22 protein-coding genes and 1 tRNA gene are annotated in these 22,097 nt (G+C 64.6%); 12 read left to right on the plus strand and 11 right to left on the minus strand.

The annotated features are described in order from the left end of the window. Positions 1 to 2: 2 nt before the first annotated feature. The 6 genes from IQ16_RS38320 to IQ16_RS38345 all read right to left on the minus strand — a co-directional run bounded on the left by IQ16_RS38320 (position 3) and on the right by IQ16_RS38345 (position 5,291). A complete protein-coding gene (locus IQ16_RS38320) occupies positions 3 to 371 on the minus strand; it encodes a YybH family protein (protein WP_018643796.1) in 369 nt (122 codons plus the stop codon). Between the two features lie 79 nt (positions 372 to 450). Continuing rightward, entirely contained in the window at positions 451 to 918 is a 468-nt protein-coding gene (locus IQ16_RS38325; RefSeq protein ID WP_018643797.1) for a MarR family winged helix-turn-helix transcriptional regulator, read from the minus strand. 7 nt (positions 919 to 925) lie between these two features. Then, positions 926 to 2,536, minus strand: a complete 1,611-nt coding sequence (locus IQ16_RS38330) for an acyl-CoA synthetase (protein ID WP_018643798.1) — start codon at positions 2,534 to 2,536, stop codon at positions 926 to 928. Between the two features lie 163 nt (positions 2,537 to 2,699). Then, complete coding sequence (locus IQ16_RS38335) at positions 2,700 to 3,842, minus strand: epoxide hydrolase family protein (protein ID WP_018643799.1); 1,143 nt, start codon at positions 3,840 to 3,842, stop codon at positions 2,700 to 2,702. Positions 3,843 to 4,073: 231 nt separating this feature from the next. Then, on the minus strand, positions 4,074 to 4,529 hold the full coding sequence (locus IQ16_RS38340; protein WP_018643800.1) for a GatB/YqeY domain-containing protein: 456 nt from the start codon (positions 4,527 to 4,529) through the stop codon (positions 4,074 to 4,076). Between the two features lie 60 nt (positions 4,530 to 4,589). Further along, the gene (locus IQ16_RS38345; RefSeq protein WP_026312111.1) at positions 4,590 to 5,291 is read right to left on the minus strand and encodes an alpha/beta fold hydrolase; all 702 of its coding nucleotides are present in this window, start codon (positions 5,289 to 5,291) and stop codon (positions 4,590 to 4,592) included. Positions 5,292 to 5,437: 146 nt separating this feature from the next. On the opposite strand from IQ16_RS38345, the gene carA reads away from it, so the two are divergent. Beyond that, positions 5,438 to 6,628, plus strand: coding sequence for a glutamine-hydrolyzing carbamoyl-phosphate synthase small subunit (gene carA / locus IQ16_RS38350; protein ID WP_018643801.1), 1,191 nt, complete (start codon positions 5,438 to 5,440; stop codon positions 6,626 to 6,628). Between the two features lie 237 nt (positions 6,629 to 6,865). Then, positions 6,866 to 7,390: a cupin domain-containing protein gene (locus IQ16_RS38355; RefSeq protein ID WP_018643802.1), complete on the plus strand. Its 525-nt coding sequence runs from the start codon at positions 6,866 to 6,868 to the stop codon at positions 7,388 to 7,390. A gap of 167 nt (positions 7,391 to 7,557) precedes the next feature. Here IQ16_RS38355 and IQ16_RS38360 read toward each other — a convergent pair whose 3' ends face one another. Continuing rightward, positions 7,558 to 8,082 carry a Dps family protein gene (locus IQ16_RS38360; protein ID WP_018643803.1) on the minus strand — a complete coding sequence of 175 codons (525 nt, stop codon included), beginning with the start codon at positions 8,080 to 8,082 and terminating at the stop codon, positions 7,558 to 7,560. A 110-nt stretch (positions 8,083 to 8,192) separates the two neighbouring features. Here IQ16_RS38360 and IQ16_RS38365 point away from each other — a divergent pair, with 110 nt between their 5' ends. Both IQ16_RS38365 and IQ16_RS45360 read left to right on the plus strand, forming a co-directional pair. Then, positions 8,193 to 8,894 (plus strand): class I SAM-dependent methyltransferase, encoded by a 702-nt coding sequence (locus IQ16_RS38365; protein WP_018643804.1) that lies wholly within the window; start codon positions 8,193 to 8,195, stop codon positions 8,892 to 8,894. Positions 8,895 to 8,948: 54 nt separating this feature from the next. Continuing rightward, a tRNA-OTHER gene (locus tag IQ16_RS45360) sits at positions 8,949 to 9,024 on the plus strand. A 106-nt stretch (positions 9,025 to 9,130) separates the two neighbouring features. Here IQ16_RS45360 and IQ16_RS38370 read toward each other — a convergent pair. Next, positions 9,131 to 9,508 carry an ArsR/SmtB family transcription factor gene (locus IQ16_RS38370; RefSeq protein WP_026312112.1) on the minus strand — a complete coding sequence of 126 codons (378 nt, stop codon included), beginning with the start codon at positions 9,506 to 9,508 and terminating at the stop codon, positions 9,131 to 9,133. A 113-nt stretch (positions 9,509 to 9,621) separates the two neighbouring features. Between IQ16_RS38370 and IQ16_RS38375 the strand changes: the two genes are divergently transcribed. The 3 genes from IQ16_RS38375 to greA all read left to right on the plus strand — a co-directional run bounded on the left by IQ16_RS38375 (position 9,622) and on the right by greA (position 15,076). Then, positions 9,622 to 10,791, plus strand: a complete 1,170-nt coding sequence (locus tag IQ16_RS38375; RefSeq protein ID WP_018643805.1) for an MFS transporter — start codon at positions 9,622 to 9,624, stop codon at positions 10,789 to 10,791. A 141-nt stretch (positions 10,792 to 10,932) separates the two neighbouring features. Continuing rightward, complete coding sequence (gene carB / locus IQ16_RS38380; protein ID WP_018643806.1) at positions 10,933 to 14,397, plus strand: carbamoyl-phosphate synthase large subunit; 3,465 nt, start codon at positions 10,933 to 10,935, stop codon at positions 14,395 to 14,397. A gap of 205 nt (positions 14,398 to 14,602) precedes the next feature. Next, positions 14,603 to 15,076: a transcription elongation factor GreA gene (gene greA / locus IQ16_RS38385; RefSeq protein ID WP_018643807.1), complete on the plus strand. Its 474-nt coding sequence runs from the start codon at positions 14,603 to 14,605 to the stop codon at positions 15,074 to 15,076. A 396-nt stretch (positions 15,077 to 15,472) separates the two neighbouring features. Here greA and IQ16_RS38395 read toward each other — a convergent pair whose 3' ends face one another. Further along, positions 15,473 to 15,952, minus strand: a complete 480-nt coding sequence (locus IQ16_RS38395; RefSeq protein ID WP_026312113.1) for an Lrp/AsnC family transcriptional regulator — start codon at positions 15,950 to 15,952, stop codon at positions 15,473 to 15,475. A 267-nt stretch (positions 15,953 to 16,219) separates the two neighbouring features. Here IQ16_RS38395 and trxB point away from each other — a divergent pair, with 267 nt between their 5' ends. The 5 genes from trxB (at position 16,220) to IQ16_RS38415 (ending at position 20,203) form a co-directional block, all read left to right on the plus strand. Then, positions 16,220 to 17,185 carry a thioredoxin-disulfide reductase gene (trxB, locus tag IQ16_RS38400; RefSeq protein ID WP_018643809.1) on the plus strand — a complete coding sequence of 322 codons (966 nt, stop codon included), beginning with the start codon at positions 16,220 to 16,222 and terminating at the stop codon, positions 17,183 to 17,185. 5 nt (positions 17,186 to 17,190) lie between these two features. After that, positions 17,191 to 18,114 (plus strand): LysR family transcriptional regulator, encoded by a 924-nt coding sequence (locus tag IQ16_RS38405; RefSeq protein WP_026312114.1) that lies wholly within the window; start codon positions 17,191 to 17,193, stop codon positions 18,112 to 18,114. Between the two features lie 448 nt (positions 18,115 to 18,562). After that, positions 18,563 to 19,471 (plus strand): 4-hydroxy-tetrahydrodipicolinate synthase, encoded by a 909-nt coding sequence (gene dapA / locus IQ16_RS38410; RefSeq protein WP_018643811.1) that lies wholly within the window; start codon positions 18,563 to 18,565, stop codon positions 19,469 to 19,471. 289 nt (positions 19,472 to 19,760) lie between these two features. Beyond that, complete coding sequence (locus IQ16_RS46080; RefSeq protein ID WP_167526378.1) at positions 19,761 to 19,907, plus strand: hypothetical protein; 147 nt, start codon at positions 19,761 to 19,763, stop codon at positions 19,905 to 19,907. A 149-nt stretch (positions 19,908 to 20,056) separates the two neighbouring features. Beyond that, positions 20,057 to 20,203, plus strand: a complete 147-nt coding sequence (locus IQ16_RS38415; protein ID WP_167526379.1) for a hypothetical protein — start codon at positions 20,057 to 20,059, stop codon at positions 20,201 to 20,203. A 177-nt stretch (positions 20,204 to 20,380) separates the two neighbouring features. On the opposite strand, the gene IQ16_RS38420 is transcribed toward IQ16_RS38415, so the two are convergent. Both IQ16_RS38420 and IQ16_RS38425 read right to left on the minus strand, forming a co-directional pair. Then, the gene (locus IQ16_RS38420; protein WP_018643814.1) at positions 20,381 to 21,058 is read right to left on the minus strand and encodes a ParA family protein; all 678 of its coding nucleotides are present in this window, start codon (positions 21,056 to 21,058) and stop codon (positions 20,381 to 20,383) included. A gap of 492 nt (positions 21,059 to 21,550) precedes the next feature. Further along, positions 21,551 to 21,931 carry a hypothetical protein gene (locus IQ16_RS38425; RefSeq protein WP_018643815.1) on the minus strand — a complete coding sequence of 127 codons (381 nt, stop codon included), beginning with the start codon at positions 21,929 to 21,931 and terminating at the stop codon, positions 21,551 to 21,553. Positions 21,932 to 22,097 lie beyond the last annotated feature (166 nt).

Here is a 22,097-nt window from a genome sequence, read left to right on the forward strand (position 1 = left end):
GGCTATTTTCCGTAAAAGGCCTCGCTGCGGACTACGCGGCCCACAGCGTCGAAGTCCATGAATTCGCTGGCGCGCGTGCCGCCCAACTGCCACCACACCGTCAGCCGCGCGATCACCTCGTCCCAGCTCCAGCTGAGGATCTTCAGGTCGGCGCTTTCGATATGGCCATAGGCTTGCCGCCAATAAGCGCGGATGTTCTCCGCGCCCGTGACCACGGGGGAGCCTGTCAGTTCGAGCGCCAGCGGGCTGCGCATCTGCGCATCGTCGGCGAAATGCGCGACGACCGCGTCGATGTCGACCTTGCACCAGCTCGCGCACCATGCCGCGACGAAACGTTCGGCCGCCGCGCGATCCATCTTCCCTGCGCTCATGGCAGAGCCCTCCCTGACCCGTTGGCCGGAAAGTGGCAAAGCCGCGTTCTCATGTCAACTATATTGACTTGAGAAGCCGTCAGTTGTTGTCGGCGATCGCCTCCATGACCGCCATCCAGGCCGCCGTACCAGACGCCCCGGCGCGCTCGAATGCCTGGCGCATGACCTTGCGCTCGTGGTCCGATGCCCTTTGCTCGATGCGGTGCCCCGCGGCCGTCAGGCGCAGCAATTTCGAGCGATGCTGCTCGGGCGAACGCTTCGACGTCAGGAGCTTGCGCTCCAGCAGCAGGTTGAGCGGCCGGTTCAGGGCCTGCTTGGAAATGCCGAGGATCTCGATCAGCGCGCCGATCGCGATATCGGGCCGGCGCGCCACGACATAGAGGATACGATGGTGCGGGCGCGACAGGCCCTGCCTAGCGAGATAGTCGTCGGCCTCCAGCGTCATCCCGCGCCAGCCGTAATACATCAGCTCCAGCGCCGCATCGAGATCATGCAGCTTCGCAAGCGAGGCGCGGTGAAGCCCCGCGGCCTGAGACGTCTTCGGCATGAAAAAACTAACCCCTCGCCCGCAGCTCGCGCCGCAGCACCTTGCCCGTGGCCGTCATCGGCAGCGTCTCGGCGAATTCCACATAGCGCGGATATTCGTGCGCGGCGAGCTGCACCTTCACGAACTCCTGGATCTCGCGCGCGAGCGCGTCGCTGCCGGTAAAGCCCGGACGCAGCACGATCCACGCCTTGATCGACTCGGTACGGATCGGATCGGGGATGCCGACCACGGCGGCCATGGCCACCGACGGATGCTTCATCAGCGTGTGCTCGATCTCGGAGGGGCCGACGCGATAGCCGGCGGTGGTGATGACGTCGTCCTCGCGGCTGACATACCAGAAATAGCCGTCCTCGTCCTGCACGCCGAGATCGCCGGTGAGCAGAAACTCGCCGGCATATTTCTTCGCCGTCGCCTCCGGATTGCGCCAATATTCGAGCATGGTGACGGGGCACGGCTGGCGCACGCCGATGATGCCGCGCTGGCTGCGCGGCAATTCCTCGCCCTTGTCGTTGACGATGCGGACATCGAAGCCCGGCGTCGCCTTGCCCATGGCACCGGGGCGGATCGGAAAGAGATTTGAGTTGCTGCCGATCACGAGGTTGCACTCGGTCTGGCCGAACACTTCATGTGCGTCGATGCCAAAGGTCTCGCGCACCCATCCCAGCAATTCGCCGCCGAGGGATTCGCCGCCCGTAAAGATGCTGCGCAGCCTGACGCCGGGATGCTTCACGCCGGCCTGCCGCATCAGCTTCAGCGCGGTCGGCGGCAGGAAGACGTTGCGCACGGACAGATCGGCCATCATCTGCATCGCCGCCTGCGGCTCGAATTTTCGTGCGCGATGGCCGACCAGCGGGATGCCGTGATACCAGAACGCGAGCAGGCCGTTGACGAGGCCGCCGATCCAGGCCCAGTCGGCCGGCGTCCACATCAGATCGCCGGGCCGCGGCAGGAAGTTGTGACACATCTCCACATTCGGCAGATGGCCGAGCACGACGCGATGCGCATGCAGCGCGCCCTTCGGATTGCCCGTGGTGCCCGAGGTGTAGATGATCAGCGCGGGATCGTCGGCCGAGGTGTCGACGTTTGCAAAATCCTCGGACGCGGTTTCGATCGCTGGCCAGAACGGCTTTGCGCCGGCGTGGACGGCGCCGCTCGTGACATAGATATCCTGCAAATAAGGCAGCCGATCGCGGATCTTCGTGAGCTTCTCCCAGCCGGCCTCATCGGTGATGATGGCTCTTGCCTGCGAATTCGACAGGCGGAATTCCAGCGCGTCCTCGCCGAACAGCGCAAACAGCGGGATCGAGATCAGGCCGGAGCGGAACGCGGCCATATGCGCGATCGGCAGCTCCAGCGACTGCGACAGGAACACCGCGACGCGATCGCCGCGGACCAGCCCATCCGCCTTCAATACATTGGCGAAGCGGCGCGACATGTCCGCGACCTCGTCGAAGGAGGTGCGCGTGGTGACGCCGTTCTCGTCGACATAGATCAGCGCGAGACGCCCGGTGCCGTCGGCATGGCGATCGCAGCACGCCTCCGCCATGTTGAAGCGCGCGGGGATGTCCCAGCGGAAGTTGCGATAGAGCTCGTCGTAGGTTGCGGCTTCGGTCAGCATCGGCTTGGTCGTCTTCCCGGTGTCTTGTTGTTATGACCCAGTGTAGAGCCGTGGGTGCTCGGGACAAGAGCCCCGCGGCGTCATTCGGGGCGATGCGCCAGCGTCGAACCCGGAATCTCGAGATTCCGGGTTCGCCCTTCGGGCGCCCCGGAATGACGACGCACTAGGACCGCACCGTCGCGAAGAACTTCCTGACATCGCGCACGAACAGCTCCGGCTGCTCGAAGGCGGCGAAATGGCCACCCTTCTCCATCTCGCTCCAATGCGTGATGTTGTGAAAGTTCGGTTCCATCCAGCGCCGCACCGGCGTGATGATTTCCTTGGGGAACACCGCAACGCCCGTCGGCACCTTGACCACCGGCGTCGTGCGTCGCTTGCCGAAGCTCTCCCAATAGAGCCGCGCCGACGAGGTCGCCGTCTCCGTTGCCCAGTACAGCATGACGTTGTCGAGCAGCTCGTCCTTGCTGAAGATGTTTTCGGGATGGCCGTCGCAATCGGTCCAGGCCCAGAATTTTTCCAGGATCCAGGCCGCCTGCCCGCTCGGCGAATCCGTCAGGCCATAGCCGAGCGTCTGCGGCCGCGTCGACTGCTGTTTCGAATAGCCGGAGTCGAGATCGACATAGTGCTTGAGGCCGGCGAGCGCGCGCTTCTCCTCCGCCGTCGGCTCGCCCTCGACCTTCGGCGCCGCGTTGAAGGCGAGCGTGATGTGGATGCCGGCACAGTGCTCGGCATCCTGCGCGCCGAGCGAGGTCGTCACCGCCGAGCCCCAGTCACCGCCTTGCGCGCCGTAACGCGCATAGCCGAGCACGTCCATCAGCTTCACCCAGGTCGCCGCGATGCGGTCGACACCCCAACCGGTACTCTTCGGCTTGGCGGAGAAGCCGAAGCCCGGCAGCGACGGACAGATCACGTGAAAGGCATCCGCAGGATTGCCGCCATGCGCGACGGGATCGACCAGCGGCGCGATCACCTTGTGGAATTCGACGATCGAGCCGGGCCAGCCATGGGTGATGATCAGCGGCAGCGCGTTCGGCTCTTTCGAACGCACATGCAGAAAGTGGATGTCGAGCCCGTCGATCTCGGTGGTGAATTGCTCGAAGCGATTGAGCTTTGCCTCGCGGGCGCGCCAGTCGTAGCCGCTCGCCCAGTAGGTACAAATCTCCTGGATCCATTTCAGCGGCGCGCCCTGGCTCCAGTTGTCAACCAGCTCCGCCTCCGGCCAGCGGGTTCGGGCGAGGCGCGATTTGAGATCAGCGAGGATGTCGTCGCTGATGGCGATGCGAAACGGATTGATGGCGGCGGTCATCGGTTGCCTCCCCGATTTTCTTGTACAGAGAGTAGACCGAACTGATGCCGCATCAAAGGTGCCCATCCTCCCCTGGAGGGGGAGGATCGGTTCGCATAGAGCGAAGCGGCATGCGGACCGAGGTGGGGTGACAGTCTCTCCATGGAAGCGCTGCCCGAGCGGAGAGATCACCCCACCCCGCTCGCGCTACGCGCGATCGACCCTCCCCCTCCAGGGGAGGGTAAGGACAGCCTAGCCCGACAGCGCGGCCTTCACCAAACCGGACGCCTTGCCGAAATCCATCTGTCCCGCGTATTTCGCGCGCAGCACGGCGATCACCTTGCCCATGTCCTTCATGCCGGCGGCGCCGGTTTCAGCGATCGCGTCCGCGATCGCCTTCTTCACCTCGTCCTCGGACATCTGCTTCGGCAAATACGCCGAGATCACCTCGATCTCCTCGCGCTCCTGCTTGGCGAGCTCAGCGCGGCCGCCCTTGTCGTAGAGCTCGACCGCTTCCTGGCGCTGCTTGATCATCTTCTGCAGCACCGCGAGCAAATCGGCGTCCGACAGCGGCGGCTTGCCCTGCCCGCGCGCGTCGATGTCGGCGTTCTTGATGGTCGAGTTGACCATGCGCAGCGTGGACAGCTTGCGCTCGTCCTTGGCCTTCATGGCCTCCTTGACCGCATTGTTGATGTCGTCGCGCAGCATGATCGTGATCCCTTCGAATATATGACGCCTGATCTAGGCCGTTTGCGGCCTCCACACAACCTAACTCGCGAGCCATTCGGTGAGCGCCCGCGCTGTCGCTTCCGGCTGTTCCGGCTGCGGCAGGTGCCCGCAGCGATCGAGGATCACGAGCCGTGCGCCGGCGATGCTATCGGCCATCTCCTTCGAGAACGCGTTGGGGATGGTGTTGTCCTGATCGCCCGTCAGCACCAGCGTTGGGCATGTGATCCTCGCCAGCGTCGGACGTGAGTCCACCCGCGCGATGATCGCGGTCTGCTGCCGCAAATAGCCCTCGACGCCGACGTCCTCGCCCTGCTCGTGCACGAGCTGGCGGATGCTTGCATCGTCACGGCGCGAAGGGTGCACCAGTTCTGGAAACATCTCCTCGCGCGCCGCGCGAAGCTCGCCGCGCCTGGCGCGCTCCATCAGGCCGCGCCGGCGCGCGGTCGCCTGCGGCGTGTCGGGCCGGGCCTGGGTGTTGATCAGCGCAAGCTTCAAAACCCGCTCGGGCGCCTGGCGCATGATCTCGAGCGCGATGTAGCCGCCCATGGAATGTCCGCCGAGTGCGAAGCGCGGCGGGGCCTCGCCCAGGACCCGGGCGGCGATCGCCGCCATGCTGTCATCGCGGATATGGTTGGCAATCATCACCGGACCGAACCGCCACAAGGCAGGGAGTACCGGGGCGTAGATTCGGGCCGAGGAGGCCAACCCCGGAACCAGCAGAAGCGGGGTAGTCTGGTCCATTATTGCCTCGCAAGCCCCTCAAATTGCCGGAAATTGTGCGGCCGAGCTTAAGTGGCCGAGACCGGCTGTCAAATATGCAAAAACGCATGTGAATCGGCCCCCTCCCGCTTTGACGGGCGCGCGCGGGGGGCTTATGAAGCGGGCTCATGACACAACATGACAACGATCCCGCTTGGCCGGACCATAAACCGACCGCGCTCCTCGTGCTTGCCGATGGCACGGTGCTCGAAGGCTTTGGTCTCGGCGCCGAGGGCCACGCCGTTGGCGAGGTCTGCTTCAACACCGCGATGACCGGCTATGAGGAGATCCTCACCGATCCCTCCTATGCCGGCCAGCTCATCACCTTCACCTTCCCGCATATCGGCAATGTCGGTACCAACGAGGAAGACATCGAGACGGTGAACATGGCCGCGACGCCCGGCGCGCGCGGCGTGATCCTGCGCACCGCGATCACCGATCCCTCGAACTACCGCGCCACCAAGCATCTCGATGCCTGGCTGAAGGCGCGCGGCATCATCGGCCTTTCCGGCATCGACACCCGCGCCCTGACCGCGCTGATCCGCAGCAAGGGCATGCCCAATGCCGTGATCGTGCATTCCAAGACCGGCGAGTTCGACCTGCATGGCCTCAAGGAGGAAGCGCGCGAATGGCCCGGCCTCGAAGGCATGGACCTCGTGCCGATGGTCACGAGCGGCCAGCGCTTCATCTGGGACGAGACGCCGTGGCTGTGGGACAAGGGCTTTGGCCGGCAGGAGAAGCCCGAGTTCAACGTCGTCGCCATCGACTACGGCATCAAGCGCAACATCTTGCGCCTGCTCGCCGGCGTCGGCTGCAAGGTGACCGTGGTGCCGGCGACGACCTCGTCCGAAGACATTCTGGCGATGAAGCCGGACGGCGTGTTCCTGTCCAACGGCCCGGGCGATCCGGCCGCGACCGGCAAGTACGCGGTGCCTGTCATCCAGGACGTCATCAAGTCGGGCACACCGACCTTCGGGATCTGCCTTGGCCACCAGATGCTCGGCCTCGCGGTCGGCGCCAGAACCAAGAAGATGCATCAGGGCCATCACGGCGCCAATCACCCGGTGAAGGACGAGACCACCGGCAAGGTCGAGATCACCTCGATGAACCACGGCTTTGCCGTGGACGAGAAGACGTTGCCGAAGGGCGCGACGCAGACCCACATCTCGCTGTTCGACGGCTCCAATTGCGGTATCCAGCTCGACGGCAAGCCGGTGTTCTCGGTGCAGTATCACCCCGAGGCCTCACCGGGCCCGCGCGACTCGCACTATCTGTTCCAGCGTTTTGCCGATCTGATGCGGCAGAAGAAGAGCGCGTAAGACTCACTCCGGCTCTCGTGCCCCGGGCGCAGTGCCATAGCGCGTCGAAGACGCGCGTGAACGCGCTTTAGACGCCGCGCTTCGCGGCGTGATGCGCTGCTGAACCGGGGCCCACGCCAGCCTCTGGGTCCCGGCTCTGCGACGCAGCGTTGCACGCTGCATCGCGTCCGGGACACGAGAGGAACGCGCTGCGGCAACGCCAGTTGATCCCTGCTAGTCTTGCGCAGGAGCCCTGCCATGCCCGTCGTCCGCGACAAGGCCGAGCCGCTCGCCATCGTTTTCGAGGATGACGGGCTCGTGCCGAACAACATCCTTCCGTTCCTGGTCTACCAGGGCGCGGTGAAGCTCGATCCGAAGCAGCCGGAAGAGACCGTCGAAAACCTATTCGAAGAGAACGGATGGGGTGGGACGTGGCGCAACGGCGTCTACGACTATCTGCACTATCACGCGACGGTGCATGAGGTGCTCGGCGTTGCGCGCGGCAGCGCCCGCGTCCGCTTCGGCGGCGACCACGGCCAGGAGCTGGATATCAAGGCCGGCGATGTCGCGATCCTGCCGGCCGGCACCGGGCATCAGTGCATCAAGGCGAGCGATGATTTCTGCATCATCGGCGCCTACCCGCCAGGCAGCAAGATGGAGGTCACGCGCGCGACGCCGGAGAACCACGCGAAAGCGCTGAAGACGATTCCAGAGGTCGCGCTGCCGCCCGCTGATCCCGTGACGGGGAAGGATGGCGCGCTGATGCGGTTGTGGGGGAGTTAGCGGCGCTCATTCAACAAACTCCACCGTCGTCCCGGCGCAGGCCGGGACCCATACTCCTCAGACGGGGTTATGGCGCGAGATGGTCATGACCTATCTTCGCCAAACTGGCTTTTGTGGTTATGGGTCCCGGCCTGCGCCGGGACGACAATGTTGATGCAGCTCGGCCCTTACGCCGCGTTGCTGCCTTCCTGCCGGGTTGCCTCGAACAGAAACCACGTCCGCCGCTCGGTCTCGTCGATGAAGATCTCAAGGATGCTGGCGCTGGCGACGTCGCCGGCCTCGTCGCAGACGTCGTGCGCCTTGCGCATCGCGGCTGCAACGTGCTTGTTGTCCTGCATCAGCTCGCGCAGCATTTCGCGCGGCGGGACGTAGTCCTCGTTGTTGTCCTTGATGGTCTGGAGCTTTGCGACCTGGCCGATCGACTTCAGCGTGGTGCCGCCGATCTTGCGGACGCGCTCGGCGAGCTGGTCGGTGGTGGCGAATATCTGGTCCGACTGCTCGTCGAGCAGCAGATGGTAGTCCCGGAAGTGCCGGCCGCTGACGTGCCAGTGGAAATTCTTGGTCTTTAGATACAGTGCGAACGCGTCGGCCAGAAGCACGTTCAGTGACTCCGAGACCTTCTTGACCCCGTCGGCCGACAGATCGGTGGGGGTGTCGAGATCGGGCGAGACCTTGTTGTTGGTTTTGCTCACGGGAAACCTTCCTGTTAGGACGCGGACATTGACGGCGCGCCGTCGCACCCCTAACGCAAGACGGGCAGCGCCGGTTCCTGTCCAGGAACCGCTGGGACCTTCGAAACGCCATGGACGATTGGATCGATTATTACGACTCGACGCACACGATCTATGTCAGCAAGCTGCATCGCGACTTGCACTTCCAGATCATTGCGCGGGACATCATCGGCTACATCACCTCGCCCGAGGCGACCGTGCTCGATTACGCCTGCGGCGAGGCGCTGTCGGCGAACCAGGTGGCGGCCGCCTGCGGCAAGCTGATCCTGGCCGAACCGGCGCCGGGCGTGCGCGGCCGGCTGATCGCGCGGTTCGCCCCCAACACCAAGATCCGCGTCCGCTCGCTCGACGATGTCCGCAAGATGCAGGACCAGTCCGTCGATCTCGTGGTGATGAACTCGGTCGCGCAATACATGACGGGCGAGGAGCTCGACGCCGCGCTGATCAATATCCGGCGATTGCTGACGCCGTCCGGGAAGCTGGTGCTCGGCGACATCCTTCAGCCCCAAGTCGGCATGTTCAGGGACGTGATTGCGCTGCTCGGCTTCGGCCTGCGTCACGGCTTCCTGAAGGACGCGCTGATCGGGCTGATCAGCACCGCGCTGTCGGATTACCGTCAGCTGCGCTCGAAGATCGGGCTGCAGCGCTACAGCGAGGACGAGATCACTGCGAAGCTGAAGGCCGCCGGCTTCGCGGTCCAGCGCGCCCATACCAATATCGGCCACAATCGCTGGCGCATGACCTTCATCGCACGGCCGCCACTGGTTCGTTAAGCATAACAATTAGCCGTTGTAGCTTGTCGCAGTGCAATCGGTAATGTCCGCGCCGGCCCGGTGGCGGAAGCGTTTACGCGAGGGCGGTGCAACGCTCTTCATCCTGGTTCAAATCCAGGCCGGGTCTCCAGCCTTCGCTGGCTGCGCCAGCTTCGGCTGGGCAAGCCCTATCGTGCGAAGGCTGCCTCGGCGAAGCCCGAAGGGCGAAGACGGGCACGCTTCGGCGCGCAACCGTCTCATTTTCGGTCAACCTCGACCAATTCGCAGCCGGACACGAGCGGCAGCCGGTCGGCATCCTTGGCTGCGGAGCTGAGCACGGCGTCGAGCAGGCCCGGGAAGCGCGCCTCCAGATCCTCACGGCGCAACCGCATGAAGCGGTTTGTGCCCGCCACGCGGGTCCGCATCAGGCCGCAGTCGCGCAGCTTGGCGAAGTGATAGGCGAGGTTCGACTTGCCGCTGAGCGCGCTGAAGTCGCTGCAGCGGAGTTCGCTGCTGACACGTTCCTGCTGGGCGAGCTGGTAAACGATCGCCAAACGGATCGGATCGCTCAGGCAATCCAGGACCATCGGCAGCTCGATCTGCTCGCGGGTGGGATGGTGGGGTGTGCGGCTCATGGTCCGAAAATCATAGCGATGCGGCCGCAATGTTCAATAGTTCTTGAACCAATTGACAGCGAAACCACTTCGTTTGATAGTTCAATAAACATTGAACATAGGGATGACTATCAATGAGCGTGTTCTGGCTGGCCCTCGGGGCCTTTGCGATCGGCACCGAAGGCTTTGTGATTGCTGGGCTTTTGCCTGCGATTGCGGGCGACCTTTCGATTTCGGTCTCGGCCGCCGGCCAATTGGTCACCGCTTACGCCCTCACCTATGCCGTGGGCTCGCCGGTCCTCGCAGTGGCGCTAAACAATGTCGACCGCCGCACCGTGCTGGCCCTGGCACTGACGACCTTCATTGCCGGAAACCTCGCGGCGATGGTGGCCTCCAACTACGCCCTGCTGCTGGCCTCGCGGATGCTGATGGCGCTGGGGTCCGGGCTGTGCATGCCGACGGCGCTCGCCGTATCGGTCGCTGTCGCCTCGCCCGAACGGCGTGGCCGCGCGGTGGCATTGGTGACCTCGGGCCTCACGGTTGCGACCGTCATCGGCGTTCCCCTCGGCAATCTCGTCGGGAGCTTGTTCGGCTGGCGCGCGACCTTTGCCATGGTCGCGCTGATCGGCGCTGTCGCACTCGCCGGCCTGCTGCTCGGCCTGCCCCGCGGCCTGCCGCGCAACACCGCTTCGCTAAGCGACCGGTTGGCGGTCGCCCGTCACAGAAACGTCCTGATCGCGCTGCTGATCACCATTCTCTGGGCGCTCGGCGGCTTCACGGTGTTCACCTATTTCGCGATCCCGTTGCGCGGCCTCGGCTTCGACGCCTCGCAGATCAGCCTGGCGCTGCTGGTGTTTGGCGGCGCGGCCGCGATCGGGAACATGCTCGGCGGCGCGCTGGCCGACCGGCTCGGCACGCTGACCACCGCAGCCCTCGGGCTCGCCGGCATGGCGAGCGCGCTGATCCTGCATTCGCTGGTCCTCAAATTGATGCCGGGACAGGCCCACTACGCGGTGCTGGGCGCGATCTTCCTGTGGGGCATCTCGGGCTGGGCGTTCTATCCGGCCCAGATCGCCAGCATCATCCGGATCGAACCGCAGGCCTCGATGATCGCGCTCTCGCTCAACGCCTCGTCGATGTATCTGGGGTTTGCCATCGGCGGGGCCTTGGGGGGCGCGGTGCTGGCCACCCTGTCGCCGACCGACCTCGGCTGGATCGGCGGATCGAGCGTCGCGGCCTCGCTTCTGGTGCATCTCGCCCGTGGCTGGCAGGCCCGGCCAAAACCCGTCAAAATTGCCGGTTGATGGGCGTTTTTCGGGGTTTCGCCGCCCCGAAAACTGGTCTAAGACCCACCCGCGCGCGAGGGAGACCCCCGCGCTCTCGCTCAAGGGACGCGCGGCAAGCGCGCCCTTTTTTTGTGCCCAAAATCCAGCCCGCGAGCGGTGATGCCTAAACGAACCGACATCTCGACCATCCTGATCATCGGCGCCGGCCCCATCGTGATCGGCCAGGCCTGCGAGTTCGACTATTCGGGCACGCAAGCGGTGAAGACGCTGAAGGAAGAGGGCTATCGCATCGTCCTCGTCAATTCCAACCCGGCCACGATCATGACCGACCCGGAACTGGCCGATGCGACCTATATCGAGCCGATCACGCCGGAGATCGTCGCCAAGATCATCGAGAAGGAACGTCGCGTCATTCCCGGCGGCTTCGCGCTGCTGCCGACCATGGGCGGCCAGACCGCGCTGAACTGCGCGCTGTCGCTGCGTCGGCAAGGCACGCTCGAGAAATTCGACGTCGAGATGATCGGCGCGACGGCCGACGCCATCGACAAGGCCGAGGATCGCCAGCTCTTCCGCGAGGCCATGACCAAGATCGGGCTCGAGACGCCGAAGTCGCGGCTCGCCAATGCGTCCGAGCTGAAGAAGTCCTTCCGCGACAAGTACCACGCCGAACGCGAGAAGCTGTCGGGCGCCGCGCTCGAAGAGCTCGACCGGCAATGGACCCTCGGCGAGAGCGACCGTCGCAAGCGCTACCAGGAATACGCCTTTGGCCAGGCCATGATGGCGCTGTCCGAGATCGGCCTGCCCGCGATCATCCGTCCCTCCTTCACCATGGGCGGCACCGGCGGCGGCATCGCCTACAACAAGGAAGAGTTCCTCGACATCATCGAGCGCGGCCTTGACGCGTCCCCCACCAACGAAGTCCTGATCGAGGAATCCGTGCTCGGCTGGAAAGAGTTCGAGATGGAGGTGGTGCGCGACAAGAAGGACAATTGCATCATCGTCTGCTCGATCGAGAATTTCGATCCGATGGGCGTGCACACCGGCGACTCCATCACGGTCGCTCCGGCGCTGACGCTGACGGACAAGGAATACCAGATCATGCGCGACGCCTCGCTGGCGGTGCTGCGCGAGATCGGCGTCGAGACCGGCGGCTCCAACGTGCAGTTCGGCGTCAATCCGGAAGACGGCCGCATGGTCGTCATCGAGATGAATCCGCGCGTGTCGCGTTCGTCCGCGCTGGCCTCGAAGGCCACGGGCTTCCCGATCGCCAAGGTCGCGGCGAAACTCGCGATCGGTTACACGCTCGACGAGATCGCCAACGACATCACCGGCGGCGCGACGCCGGCCTCGTTCGAGCCGACGATCGATTACGTGGTGACCAAGATCCCCCGTTTCGCCTTTGAGAAATTCCCCGGCGCCTCCTCGACGCTGACGACGTCGATGAAGTCGGTCGGCGAAGTCATGGCGATCGGCCGCACCTTCCAGGAGAGCCTTCAGAAGGCGCTGCGCGGACTCGAGACCGGCCTTACCGGCCTCGACGAGATCGAGATCGAAGGTCTCGGCCGCGACGACGACAAGAACGCGATCCGCGCCGCATTGGGCACGCCGACGCCGAACCGCATCCTTCAGGTCGCCCAGGCGATGCGACTCGGCTGGTCGAACGAGGACATCTTCAATTCCTGCAAGATCGATCCGTGGTTCCTCGGCGAGATGCGCGGCATCGTCGACATGGAGGAGAAGGTCAGGAAGCACGGCCTGCCCGGCAATGCTTTCGGCATGCGCACCCTCAAGACCATGGGTTTCTCGGACGCACGACTTGCGGTGCTCGCGCAGACGACGGAGGCCGAGGTCACCGCGAAGCGCCACGCGCTCGGTGTCCGTCCGGTCTACAAGCGCATCGACACTTGCGCGGCTGAATTCGCTTCACCCACCGCCTACATGTACTCGACCTACGAGTCGCCGTTTGCAGGCAGCACCGCCGACGAGAGCGCGCCGTCGGACAAGAAGAAGGTCATCATCCTCGGCGGCGGCCCGAACCGCATCGGCCAGGGCATCGAGTTCGACTATTGCTGCTGTCACGCCTGCTTCGCGCTGCATGATGCCGGTTACGAATCCATCATGGTCAACTGCAACCCGGAGACGGTTTCGACCGACTACGACACCGCGGACCGGCTCTATTTCGAACCGCTCACCGCCGAAGACGTGCTGGAGATCATCGCGAAGGAGCGCTCGAACGGCACGCTGCACGGCGTGATCGTGCAGTTCGGCGGCCAGACCCCGCTGAAGCTCGCGCGTGCGTTGGAAGCCGCCGAAGTGCCGATCCTCGGCACCTCGCCCGATGCGATCGACCTCGCGGAAGACCGCGATCGCTTCAAGCGCGTCCTCGACAAGCTTCGCCTCAAGCAGCCGAAGAACGGCATCGCCTATTCGGTCGAGCAGGCGCGGCTCGTCTCCGCCGATCTCGGCCTGCCGCTGGTGGTGCGTCCGTCCTACGTGCTCGGCGGCCGCGCGATGCAGATCATCCGCGAGGAGAACCAGCTCAACGACTACCTGCTCGGCACGCTGCCGGAGCTGGTGCCCGCCGACGTCAAGGCGCGCTACCCGAACGACAAGACCGGGCAGATCAACACCGTGCTCGGCAAGAACCCGCTGCTGTTCGACCGCTATTTGTCGGATGCGACCGAGATCGACGTCGACTGCCTCTGCGACGGCGAGGACACCTTCATCGTCGGCATCATGGAGCACATCGAGGAAGCCGGCATCCATTCCGGCGACTCTGCCTGCTCCCTGCCGCCGCACTCGCTCGACACCAAGATGATAGCGGAGCTGGAGCGGCAGACGCGCGAGCTCGCGCTCGGCCTCGACGTCGTCGGCCTGATGAACGTGCAATACGCGATCAAGGACGGCGAGATCTACGTGCTCGAAGTCAATCCGCGCGCCTCGCGCACGGTGCCGTTCGTCGCCAAGGTGATCGGCACCCCGGTCGCCAAGATCGCGGCGCGCATCATGGCCGGCGAGAAACTCGCCGACTTCAAATTGAAGAAGGCCGATCTCAAGCATGTCGGCGTCAAGGAATCGGTGTTTCCGTTCGCCCGCTTCCCCGGCGTCGACACGGTGCTCGGCCCCGAGATGCGCTCGACCGGCGAGGTCATGGGCATCGACCGCTCCTTCGCGGTGGCGTTCGCCAAGAGCCAGCTCGGTGGCGGCACGCGGGTGCCGCGCAAGGGCACGGTGTTCGTCTCGGTGCGCGAGAGCGACAAGGTCCGTATTGCCGACGCGGTGCGCGAGCTGCATACGCTCGGCTTCAAGGTGCTGGCGACATCGGGCACGGCGCGTTTCCTGACCGACCAGGGCATCCCGGCGGAGAAGGTGAACAAGGTGCTGGAGGGACGGCCGCACATCGTCGACGCCATCACCAATGGCGACGTCCAGCTCGTCCTCAACACCACCGAAGGCCCGCAGGCGCTCGCCGACAGCCGTTCGCTGCGGCGCGCGGCCCTCTTGCATAAAGTGCCGTATTACACCACTCTTTCCGGGGCCGTGGCGGCCGCGCAGGGCATCCGCGCCTATTTGGGCGGGGACCTTGAGGTTCGTACCCTGCAGAGCTACTTTTCGGAAACCTGATCGCGAGCGGCGGTGAACCCGCCGCTAAGTGATTGGCAATGAAGCTACAATGGCCGGAGGAACTGTCCCGGCCATGTGGTTGTTCTGTTCCGGCGCCAGACCCACATAACGTTCCGGTGGCGGCGTGTTCAGCCCCGGACATATCGACGAATCAAGGTTGCCGCGCCCCTCTGTGGGGCGCGCCGGCCGAAGGACGAGAGAAGAGATGGAAAAGGTTCCGATGACCCAGGCCGGCTTTGTCGCGCTCGGGGAAGAATTGAAGAAGCGCCAGTCGGAGGACCGTCCGCGGATCATCGAGCACATCGCCGAGGCGCGCTCGCACGGAGACCTGTCGGAAAACGCGGAATACCATGCCGCGAAGGAAGAGCAGTCCCACAATGAGGGCCGCATCGCCGAGCTCGAGGACAAGCTCGCGCGGGCCGACATCATCGACATCTCGAAGCTGTCCGGCGACACCATCAAGTTCGGCGCCACCGTGACGCTGGTCGACGAGGACACCGAGAAGAAGACGGTGTGGCAGATCGTCGGCGAGGTCGAGGCCGACGCCAAGAAGGGCCGCATCTCCATCACTTCGCCGCTCGCGCGCGCGCTGATCGGCAAGAAGAAGGGCTCGACCGTCGAGGTCAATGCCCCCGGCGGCGCCAAGGCGTATGAGATCACCAAGGTGGAGTGGCGGTAAGCATTTGCCGCTGCGGGCAAGATGACGTTTCGAAAAGGCCGCGCAACGCGCGGCCTTTTTGTTTCTGGGTGTTGCCCACCACACGTGTCATTGCGAGCGCAGCGAAGCAATCCAGACTGCCGCCGCGGAAAGACTCTGGATTGCTTCGCTACGCTCGCAATGACGGTGTTGATGCACCCAGCACCACTCCAGCACCGTCACCCTGAGGTGGCCGCTTCTTCAGCGGCCCTCGAAGGGCGACGGCCCCCCGGTTGCCGCGCGCCGCTGCATCTCGGCCGTGCATCCTTCGAGGCTCCCCATGGGACGCGTTGCGTCCCATGCCTCGCGCCTCCAGCGACGAGCGCTACGCGCTCGCGCGGGGATGACGGAATTGGCAGGGCGTGGGGGGGGGGGCGCCTACCGTCTTCCCTTCACCTCGAGCGGCACCGCCGCTTCGTATTTCGAATTATGCAGCACCAGTGACGTCCGCACGTTGCGCACGTGGGGCGCGGCGGTCAGGTGCGTCACGAAATCCTGGAACGTCGCCATGTCTGGCGCGACGCATTTCAGGATGAAATCGACCTCGCCCGACAGCATCCAGCATTCCCGCACCAGCGGCTCGGCGCGGACGAACTCCTCGAAGGCGCGCAAGTCAGCCTCGGCCTGGCTGGACAGGTGCACGGCGGCAAACACCGTGACGTCGAAACCCAACTTTCGCGCATCCAGCAGCCCGCGATAGCCGTGGATGTAGCCCTCCTCCTCCAGCGCCCGGACCCGGCGCAGGCAGGGCGGCGGCGAGATGCCGACGCGCTTGGCCAGCTCGACATTGGTGATTCGACCGTCGGCCTGAATCTCGGTGAGAATTTTCAGGTCGATCTCGTCTAGGCTCCGCGACACGTGATTGGAACTCCTGGCCTTTGCGGCGGTATTGGGTGGGTCTGTCGCAATCCTCATAGCCTAGTCCGCACCGTTAGCGCAATTTTATTGCGCGTGCAGCGCAATCGACTTTTGTTCCCTGTTGGAAAAATCCGCCGACAGGGAATGCAATTCTTGCATAGCTCACCAGAAGGCTTAGATTAGCTCTGATATTTCAGCGCCTCCGCGAGGCCTCCCGGCACGTTCCGCGCCCGCGCTGCAAATCCCCCGTGAAAGGCGTCCATCGAAATGTCCGCTCCTGTTCATGCAAAGGTCGTCATTATTGGCTCCGGCCCCGCCGGTTACACCGCCGCGATCTACGCCGCGCGCGCGATGCTCGAGCCGATCCTGATCCAGGGCATCCAGCCGGGCGGCCAGCTCACCATCACCACCGACGTCGAGAACTATCCGGGCTTCGCCGACGTGATCCAGGGCCCGTGGCTGATGGAGCAGATGGAGAAGCAGGCGGTCCACGTCGGCACCACGATCGTCACCGATCTGGTCATCAAGCTCGACACGACGCAGCGGCCGTTCCGCCTCACCTGCGACAGCGGCGACGTCTATCTCGCCGACGCCGTCATCCTCGCCACCGGCGCGCAGGCGCGCTGGCTCGGGCTGCCGTCCGAAGCGAAGTTTCAAGGCGGCGGCGTCTCGGCCTGCGCCACCTGCGACGGCTTCTTCTACCGCAACAAGGAGGTCGTGGTGGTCGGCGGCGGCAACACCGCGGTCGAGGAGGCCCTGTACCTCACCAACCATGCCTCGCAGGTCACCATCGTGCATCGTCGCGATCACTTCCGTGCCGAGCGCATCCTGCAGGAACGCCTGTTCAAGCACCCGAAGATCAAGGTGATCTGGGACTCCGCCGTCGACGAGATCTGCGGCACCGAGAACCCGAACAAGGTCACCCATGTCCGCCTGAAGAACGTCAAGACCGGCGCGCTCACGGACGTGAAGACCGACGGCATCTTCATCGCCATCGGCCATGCCCCGGCGACCGAGCTGGTCAAGGGTCAGGTCAAGCTCAAACCGTCGGGCTATGTCGAAGTCGCCCCGAACTCGACCGCGACCTCGGTGCCCGGCCTGTTCGCCGCCGGCGACGTCGCCGACGAGACCTATCGCCAGGCCGTAACGGCCGCCGGCCTCGGCTGCATGGCAGCACTCGAAGCCGAACGTTTCCTGGCCCTGCGCGCCAGCGAGCGCGCCGCAGCGGAATGAAGATCATGCCCCGAACACGCGACGGATTTACGGATATGGACTGGGACAAGCTGAAGGTGTTTCACGCGGCGGCGGAAGCGGGCAGCTTCACGCATGCGGGCGAGCAACTCGGCCTGTCGCAATCGGCGGTCTCCCGCCAGGTCTCGGCGCTGGAGCAGGAGCTCTCGGTCTCGCTGTTCCACCGCCACGCCCGCGGCCTGATCCTCACCGAGCAGGGCGACCTGTTGTTCCGCACCGCGCATGACGTGTTCATGCAGCTCCAGGCGGCGCGCGCGAAGCTGACCGACAGCCGCGAGCGGCCGAGCGGCGATCTCAAGATCACCACCACGCCCGGCGTCGGCATCAACTGGCTGATCCCGCGGCTCGGCGAGTTCACCGCGCTCTATCCGGAGATCCGGATCTCGCTGATCGTCACCGACGAGGAGCTCGACCTGTCGATGCGCGAGGCTGACGTTGCCATCCGCACCCGCAAGCCGACGCAGCCGGATCTGATCCAGCGCAAGCTGTTCGCGATGGGATTCCACGCCTATTGCTCGCCGGAATACATCAAGCGCTTCGGCACGCCGCGGACGCTGGAGGAACTCGACTCCCACCGCATCATCACGCTCTCCGACGGCAACTTCGCGCCGCATCTGCAGAACCGCAACTGGCTGGTCGAAGCCGCGCGCAACGGCTCGGGTCCGCGCGAGGCGTACTTCAAGGTCAACAACATCCTTGGCCTCGTGCGCGCCTGTCAGCAGGGCCTCGGCATCGCCGCGCTGCCCGACTATCTGGTCGAAGAGCAGAGCAAGCTCGTACAACTGTTCGGCGAATCGGATTCGATCCAGCTCGACACCTATTTCGTCTATCCCGAGGAGTTGAAGACAGTCGCGCGCGTGCAGGTGTTCCGCGACTTCGTGGTGAGCAAGGCGCAGCGCTGGCCGTCCTGATTTCCGCATGTCTGACATGCGGCCTCGGCTGTTGCTGCATGGCGCTCGTCAAGCCCATACTGTTTGCACGCTGAGCCTTCGCGTTGCGCATTTGTCCCCCTCCTCCAGTGGCGCGGGAGTTCAGTAATCCCTCTTGGAAGGTGATTGTGTCGGCCTCACGTGGCCAATACCTAAGCCGGGCCCTTCGGGTCCGGCTTTTTTTCTGCCGAAAACGGCTTTCGCCTTCCGCGTGTATTGACAGTTTTGGGTGCCCCCCGCATCATTTGCCAATGATCACGAAGTCGTGCGCACGCGTTTCGAAAAAAGGCCCCCATCCGGGGACCTCGGAGTTTTGCGCGCGCTTTTAACGGCTTCGTCATCGCGAGCTAAATCCCGAAAACCCCGCCGCCTGGACGGGGTTTTTTCATGTGCCCTCCGTCTCAGGTTTTTCCCGAGAAGGAGATGGAACATGACCGAACTACGCGAACATTTGCACGGGCTGTGGCTGCCGCTGGTGACGCCGTTCCGTGACGGCAAGCTGGACGAGACCTCACTGCGACGGCTGATCCGGCATTACAGCGGACAGGCTGTCGACGGCTTCATCCTGGGGGCGACCTCAGGCGAAGGCATGACGCTGCGGGAGGGCGAGCTCGAGCGCCTCGTTGCCGTCGTGCGCGACGAGATGGCATCCGGCCGCCGCACCTTGCCGATCTGCCTCGGGCTGTCGGGCGCGGACACCGCGCGGCTGAAGGATCGCCTCGACGAAACCGCGGACTGGCCGATCGAGGGCTACCTGATCGCGAGCCCGTATTACGTGCGGCCGTCGCAGCGCGGGCTGCTGGCGCATTTCGAGGCGCTCGCCGACCACGCCGCGTGGCCGATCGCGCTCTACAACATTCCCTATCGCTGCGCGGTCAACATCACCAACCAGACCATGCTGCGGCTTGCCGAGCATCCCAACATCGTCGGCCTCAAGGATTGCGGCGCCAGCCGCGAGCAATCGATCGCGCTGCTGCGCGACCGGCCGAAGAGTTTCCGCGTGCTGACCGGCGAGGATGCGAACTATCTCGAGGCACTCACCGACGGCGCCGACGGCGGCATCGTGCTGTCCGCTCATGTCGAGACCGCGACGTTCGCCGCGGTGTACGCCGAGGCGAAGCGCGGCAACCATGACGCTGCGCAGGCGCGCTGGCATGAGGTCGCCGAGCTGACGAAGCTGCTGTTCACCGAGCCGAGCCCCGCGCCGGCGAAGTACTGGTTATGGCGCAGCGGTTTGATCGACAGCCCCGAAGTGCGCCTGCCGATGGTGGAAGTGAGCAGCGAGCTTGCGGCCACGATCGATCGCGAGATCGAGCGGCGGATGAAAGTCGCGGCGTAGCGCTCTTACCCTCCCCTGGAGGGGGAGGGTCGATCGCGCGCAGCGCGAGCGGGGTGGGGTGACGGTCTCTCCGCGACGACCTGCCCGAGTGGAGAGATCACCCCACCCCGTCACGCGCCTCGCTTCGCTCGTTCGCGTGCCGACCCTCCCCCTCCAGGGGAGGGTAAGAGAGGCGCCGTGGTTAACCGCGCGCCAACACCCTTCGCAGCTGCCGCATGGTGCATCCACGGCTCGTTTACGAGACCGCGCCTATCGTTTGTCCCAAAGTCTGCCAAAAGGGGGAATGACCATGGGGTATCGCACCCGGCCTACGGCCGCGCAGCAATTCGCGCCCGCCGATCTCATGCGGGGAATTCTCGTCGTCTCGTCGTTCGGGTTCTGGGCGGTGGTGCTCGGCCTGATGCCGGTGCTGGTGTTTCGGGTCTGGCTGGCCTGAGGCGGCGACCCGCGGGGATGGTTAAACGCAAGTGGCAAATGCGCTCAAAATGCGAGCGGGCCTCTAAGCCGGAATTTTAAAACATCCCGCGTAGCGTGACGCCCATAAGCGAAGAAATCGCGGGGGCGTTTGTGAATAGTCATAATGAAATGGCGTCGCATTTCGGCGCCGGACAGCGGAGCCTGTCCAATGAAGAGAACTTCACCACCGAGGACATCCTCTGGGCCGTCGGCATCTGGTCGGTGATCCTGACGCTGTCGCCGGTCATCGTGTTCTACATGCTGATGGTGGCGTGACTTCCATCTTCTGTCATTCCGGAGCGCCCGAAGGCGAATTACGGTGCGCAATTGCGCACCTGAGAATCTCGAGATTCCGGGTTGCGCTGCGCGCCCCCGGAATGACAAGTGAGCCCGGAAACGCAAAACGCGCGGACCTTCCCGCGCGTTTTCCGTCCGGGGAATGATTTATGAAAATTATGCCGCCTGCTTGTGCATTGCGCCGGATGCCGACGCCGAGCCGCGAATGGCCTTGACCGAACGCTCGATCGCCGCCCACAGCCTTGCGATTTCCTGAGCCGCACGGCTCTCGGCCTGATACTCGCGCGCGCCTTCGCCGTGGCTGAGCGCCATCAACAAATCCGAACGATTGGTGATCTGACCGCCCCACACCGGAGCGCGGAATTTCGCCAGCGCCTCGCGGGCGATGGTGACGATCGGGCTTTCGGCTTCGTCGCGCTTGGCCGGAGCACCGTTGAGCACGACCGCGTAGGGCTTGCGTGCCGCGCGGCACATCTGGATGGTTTCCTGCACCGCGTTGACGTCGAACACGCCGGGACGGGCGGGGATGACCACCATGGTGGCATTCTTGATGGCGTCGTCGACGACGGCCGAGAGGTTCGGCGGCGTGTCGATCAACACCCATTCATAACCGTCGCGCTTGGCAGCGGAGACGATGCCGCTGACGGAGTTCACGGCGGCCTTGATCGGCGGCTCGTTGGTGCCGCGCAGCTTGTGCCACAGCGTCAGCGAGCCCTGCGGATCCGCGTCCACGAGCATCACCTGCTTGCTCGCCTTGATCTGCGCGGCGAGATGTGCAGCCAGGGTACTCTTGCCCGAGCCGCCTTTACGCGATGCAAAAACAATAACGTTCATACCCTTGGCCTCCAGATTGACCCCAGGCTGCGAAAATGAATCAGCGCGCTGATTCGTGAAAGAAAAATTTACCGGGAGTTGCTTCGCCGCCACGAAATAACAGGTCGTGTTGGCTTTTGAGTCACACTGCTGCACGCGACGAGACGCAAACGCAATGAATCGCGCTTGAAGCGAGCATATGTGGGTTTTCCGAGCAGCGCGGCGGCAAAACGGAATGCAACCTTGCCGCGCAAACCGTTTCGCTGGCCTTTTCGACCGCGTGGGACGGTAATCGCCGCAGGTCCGCGCGCGATGGGCGCGAACAAAACGAGTCCGGCGCTGTCGCAGGGCTGACGCCGCAATCATCTGGTTCGAGGATCGAAGAAACCGCTTTCACGCCTCCCGCGATCGGAGGACATCGCCGCCGGACATGCAAATGCCCGGGCATTGACGCGCTTCGCGCTTTGGCCCGGGCACCAGCAGTTTCAAACAAGGAACGCGCGTGCAGCGCGCTCAGCTCTCGTCGGTTTTCTTCTTCTTGCTCGCCTTCGCCGCCGGCTTGCTGCTCTTCTTCGCCGAGCTCTTTGACGCGGCCTTGGTCGCAGCCTTGGGCGCGATGTTGGTCGGCCGGCCGGCGCGGGCCTCGCCGGCCTCGGGGCCCTGGCGGAAGAACGCCCTGCACTGCGGCGACAGCTGCGCCTTCTTCTGGATCATGCAGGCGGTGATGGCATCGACGTTCGGAACGAACTCGCCGCACAGCCGCATCGCATCGGGCGTGCAGGCCTGCTGCTGCTCCGGCGCGTAGGCAAAGCCGGCGCCCGGCTGGACCAGCACGGCCAGGGCGACCCCAGCGATGGCAGCAAGAACGGATTTCCCAGAGTGAAGCGCCGGCATCGATCCCCCCAATGTCTGACCGGGGCGGAGTGTGGGTGAACCGCGGTTCGTTGGCAACGTGGGGGAGTGCGAAAGGCGGGAGTTGTGCGGTCTCGGCAACAGGAGGGCGTGGCTGGGGCGAACCGACGGCGCTGCTGACGGTGCCCGACACCACCACCGCTGTCGT

Source organism: Bradyrhizobium huanghuaihaiense, assembly GCF_007830635.1.
GTDB lineage: Bacteria > Pseudomonadota > Alphaproteobacteria > Rhizobiales > Xanthobacteraceae > Bradyrhizobium > Bradyrhizobium huanghuaihaiense.

Bases quoted from the DNA above. Each gene is read 5' to 3' on its own strand.
- dapA (WP_018643811.1), top strand. From the start codon at position 18,563: ATGACCGAACTACGCGAACATTTGCACGGGCTGTGGCTGCCGCTGGTG.
- IQ16_RS38345 (WP_026312111.1), bottom strand. From the start codon at position 5,291: ATGGACCAGACTACCCCGCTTCTGCTGGTTCCGGGGTTGGCCTCCTCG.
- IQ16_RS38425 (WP_018643815.1), bottom strand. From the start codon at position 21,931: ATGCCGGCGCTTCACTCTGGGAAATCCGTTCTTGCTGCCATCGCTGGG.
- IQ16_RS38370 (WP_026312112.1), bottom strand. From the start codon at position 9,508: ATGAGCCGCACACCCCACCATCCCACCCGCGAGCAGATCGAGCTGCCG.
- IQ16_RS46080 (WP_167526378.1), top strand. From the start codon at position 19,761: ATGGGGTATCGCACCCGGCCTACGGCCGCGCAGCAATTCGCGCCCGCC.
- IQ16_RS38335 (WP_018643799.1), bottom strand. From the start codon at position 3,842: ATGACCGCCGCCATCAATCCGTTTCGCATCGCCATCAGCGACGACATC.
- IQ16_RS38365 (WP_018643804.1), top strand. From the start codon at position 8,193: ATGGACGATTGGATCGATTATTACGACTCGACGCACACGATCTATGTC.
- trxB (WP_018643809.1), top strand. From the start codon at position 16,220: ATGTCCGCTCCTGTTCATGCAAAGGTCGTCATTATTGGCTCCGGCCCC.
- IQ16_RS38330 (WP_018643798.1), bottom strand. From the start codon at position 2,536: ATGCTGACCGAAGCCGCAACCTACGACGAGCTCTATCGCAACTTCCGC.
- IQ16_RS38375 (WP_018643805.1), top strand. From the start codon at position 9,622: ATGAGCGTGTTCTGGCTGGCCCTCGGGGCCTTTGCGATCGGCACCGAA.
- carA (WP_018643801.1), top strand. From the start codon at position 5,438: ATGACACAACATGACAACGATCCCGCTTGGCCGGACCATAAACCGACC.
- IQ16_RS38325 (WP_018643797.1), bottom strand. From the start codon at position 918: ATGCCGAAGACGTCTCAGGCCGCGGGGCTTCACCGCGCCTCGCTTGCG.
- IQ16_RS38415 (WP_167526379.1), top strand. From the start codon at position 20,057: ATGGCGTCGCATTTCGGCGCCGGACAGCGGAGCCTGTCCAATGAAGAG.
- IQ16_RS38320 (WP_018643796.1), bottom strand. From the start codon at position 371: ATGAGCGCAGGGAAGATGGATCGCGCGGCGGCCGAACGTTTCGTCGCG.
- carB (WP_018643806.1), top strand. From the start codon at position 10,933: ATGCCTAAACGAACCGACATCTCGACCATCCTGATCATCGGCGCCGGC.
- IQ16_RS38420 (WP_018643814.1), bottom strand. From the start codon at position 21,058: ATGAACGTTATTGTTTTTGCATCGCGTAAAGGCGGCTCGGGCAAGAGT.
- IQ16_RS38405 (WP_026312114.1), top strand. From the start codon at position 17,191: ATGCCCCGAACACGCGACGGATTTACGGATATGGACTGGGACAAGCTG.
- greA (WP_018643807.1), top strand. From the start codon at position 14,603: ATGGAAAAGGTTCCGATGACCCAGGCCGGCTTTGTCGCGCTCGGGGAA.
- IQ16_RS38355 (WP_018643802.1), top strand. From the start codon at position 6,866: ATGCCCGTCGTCCGCGACAAGGCCGAGCCGCTCGCCATCGTTTTCGAG.
- IQ16_RS38340 (WP_018643800.1), bottom strand. From the start codon at position 4,529: ATGCTGCGCGACGACATCAACAATGCGGTCAAGGAGGCCATGAAGGCC.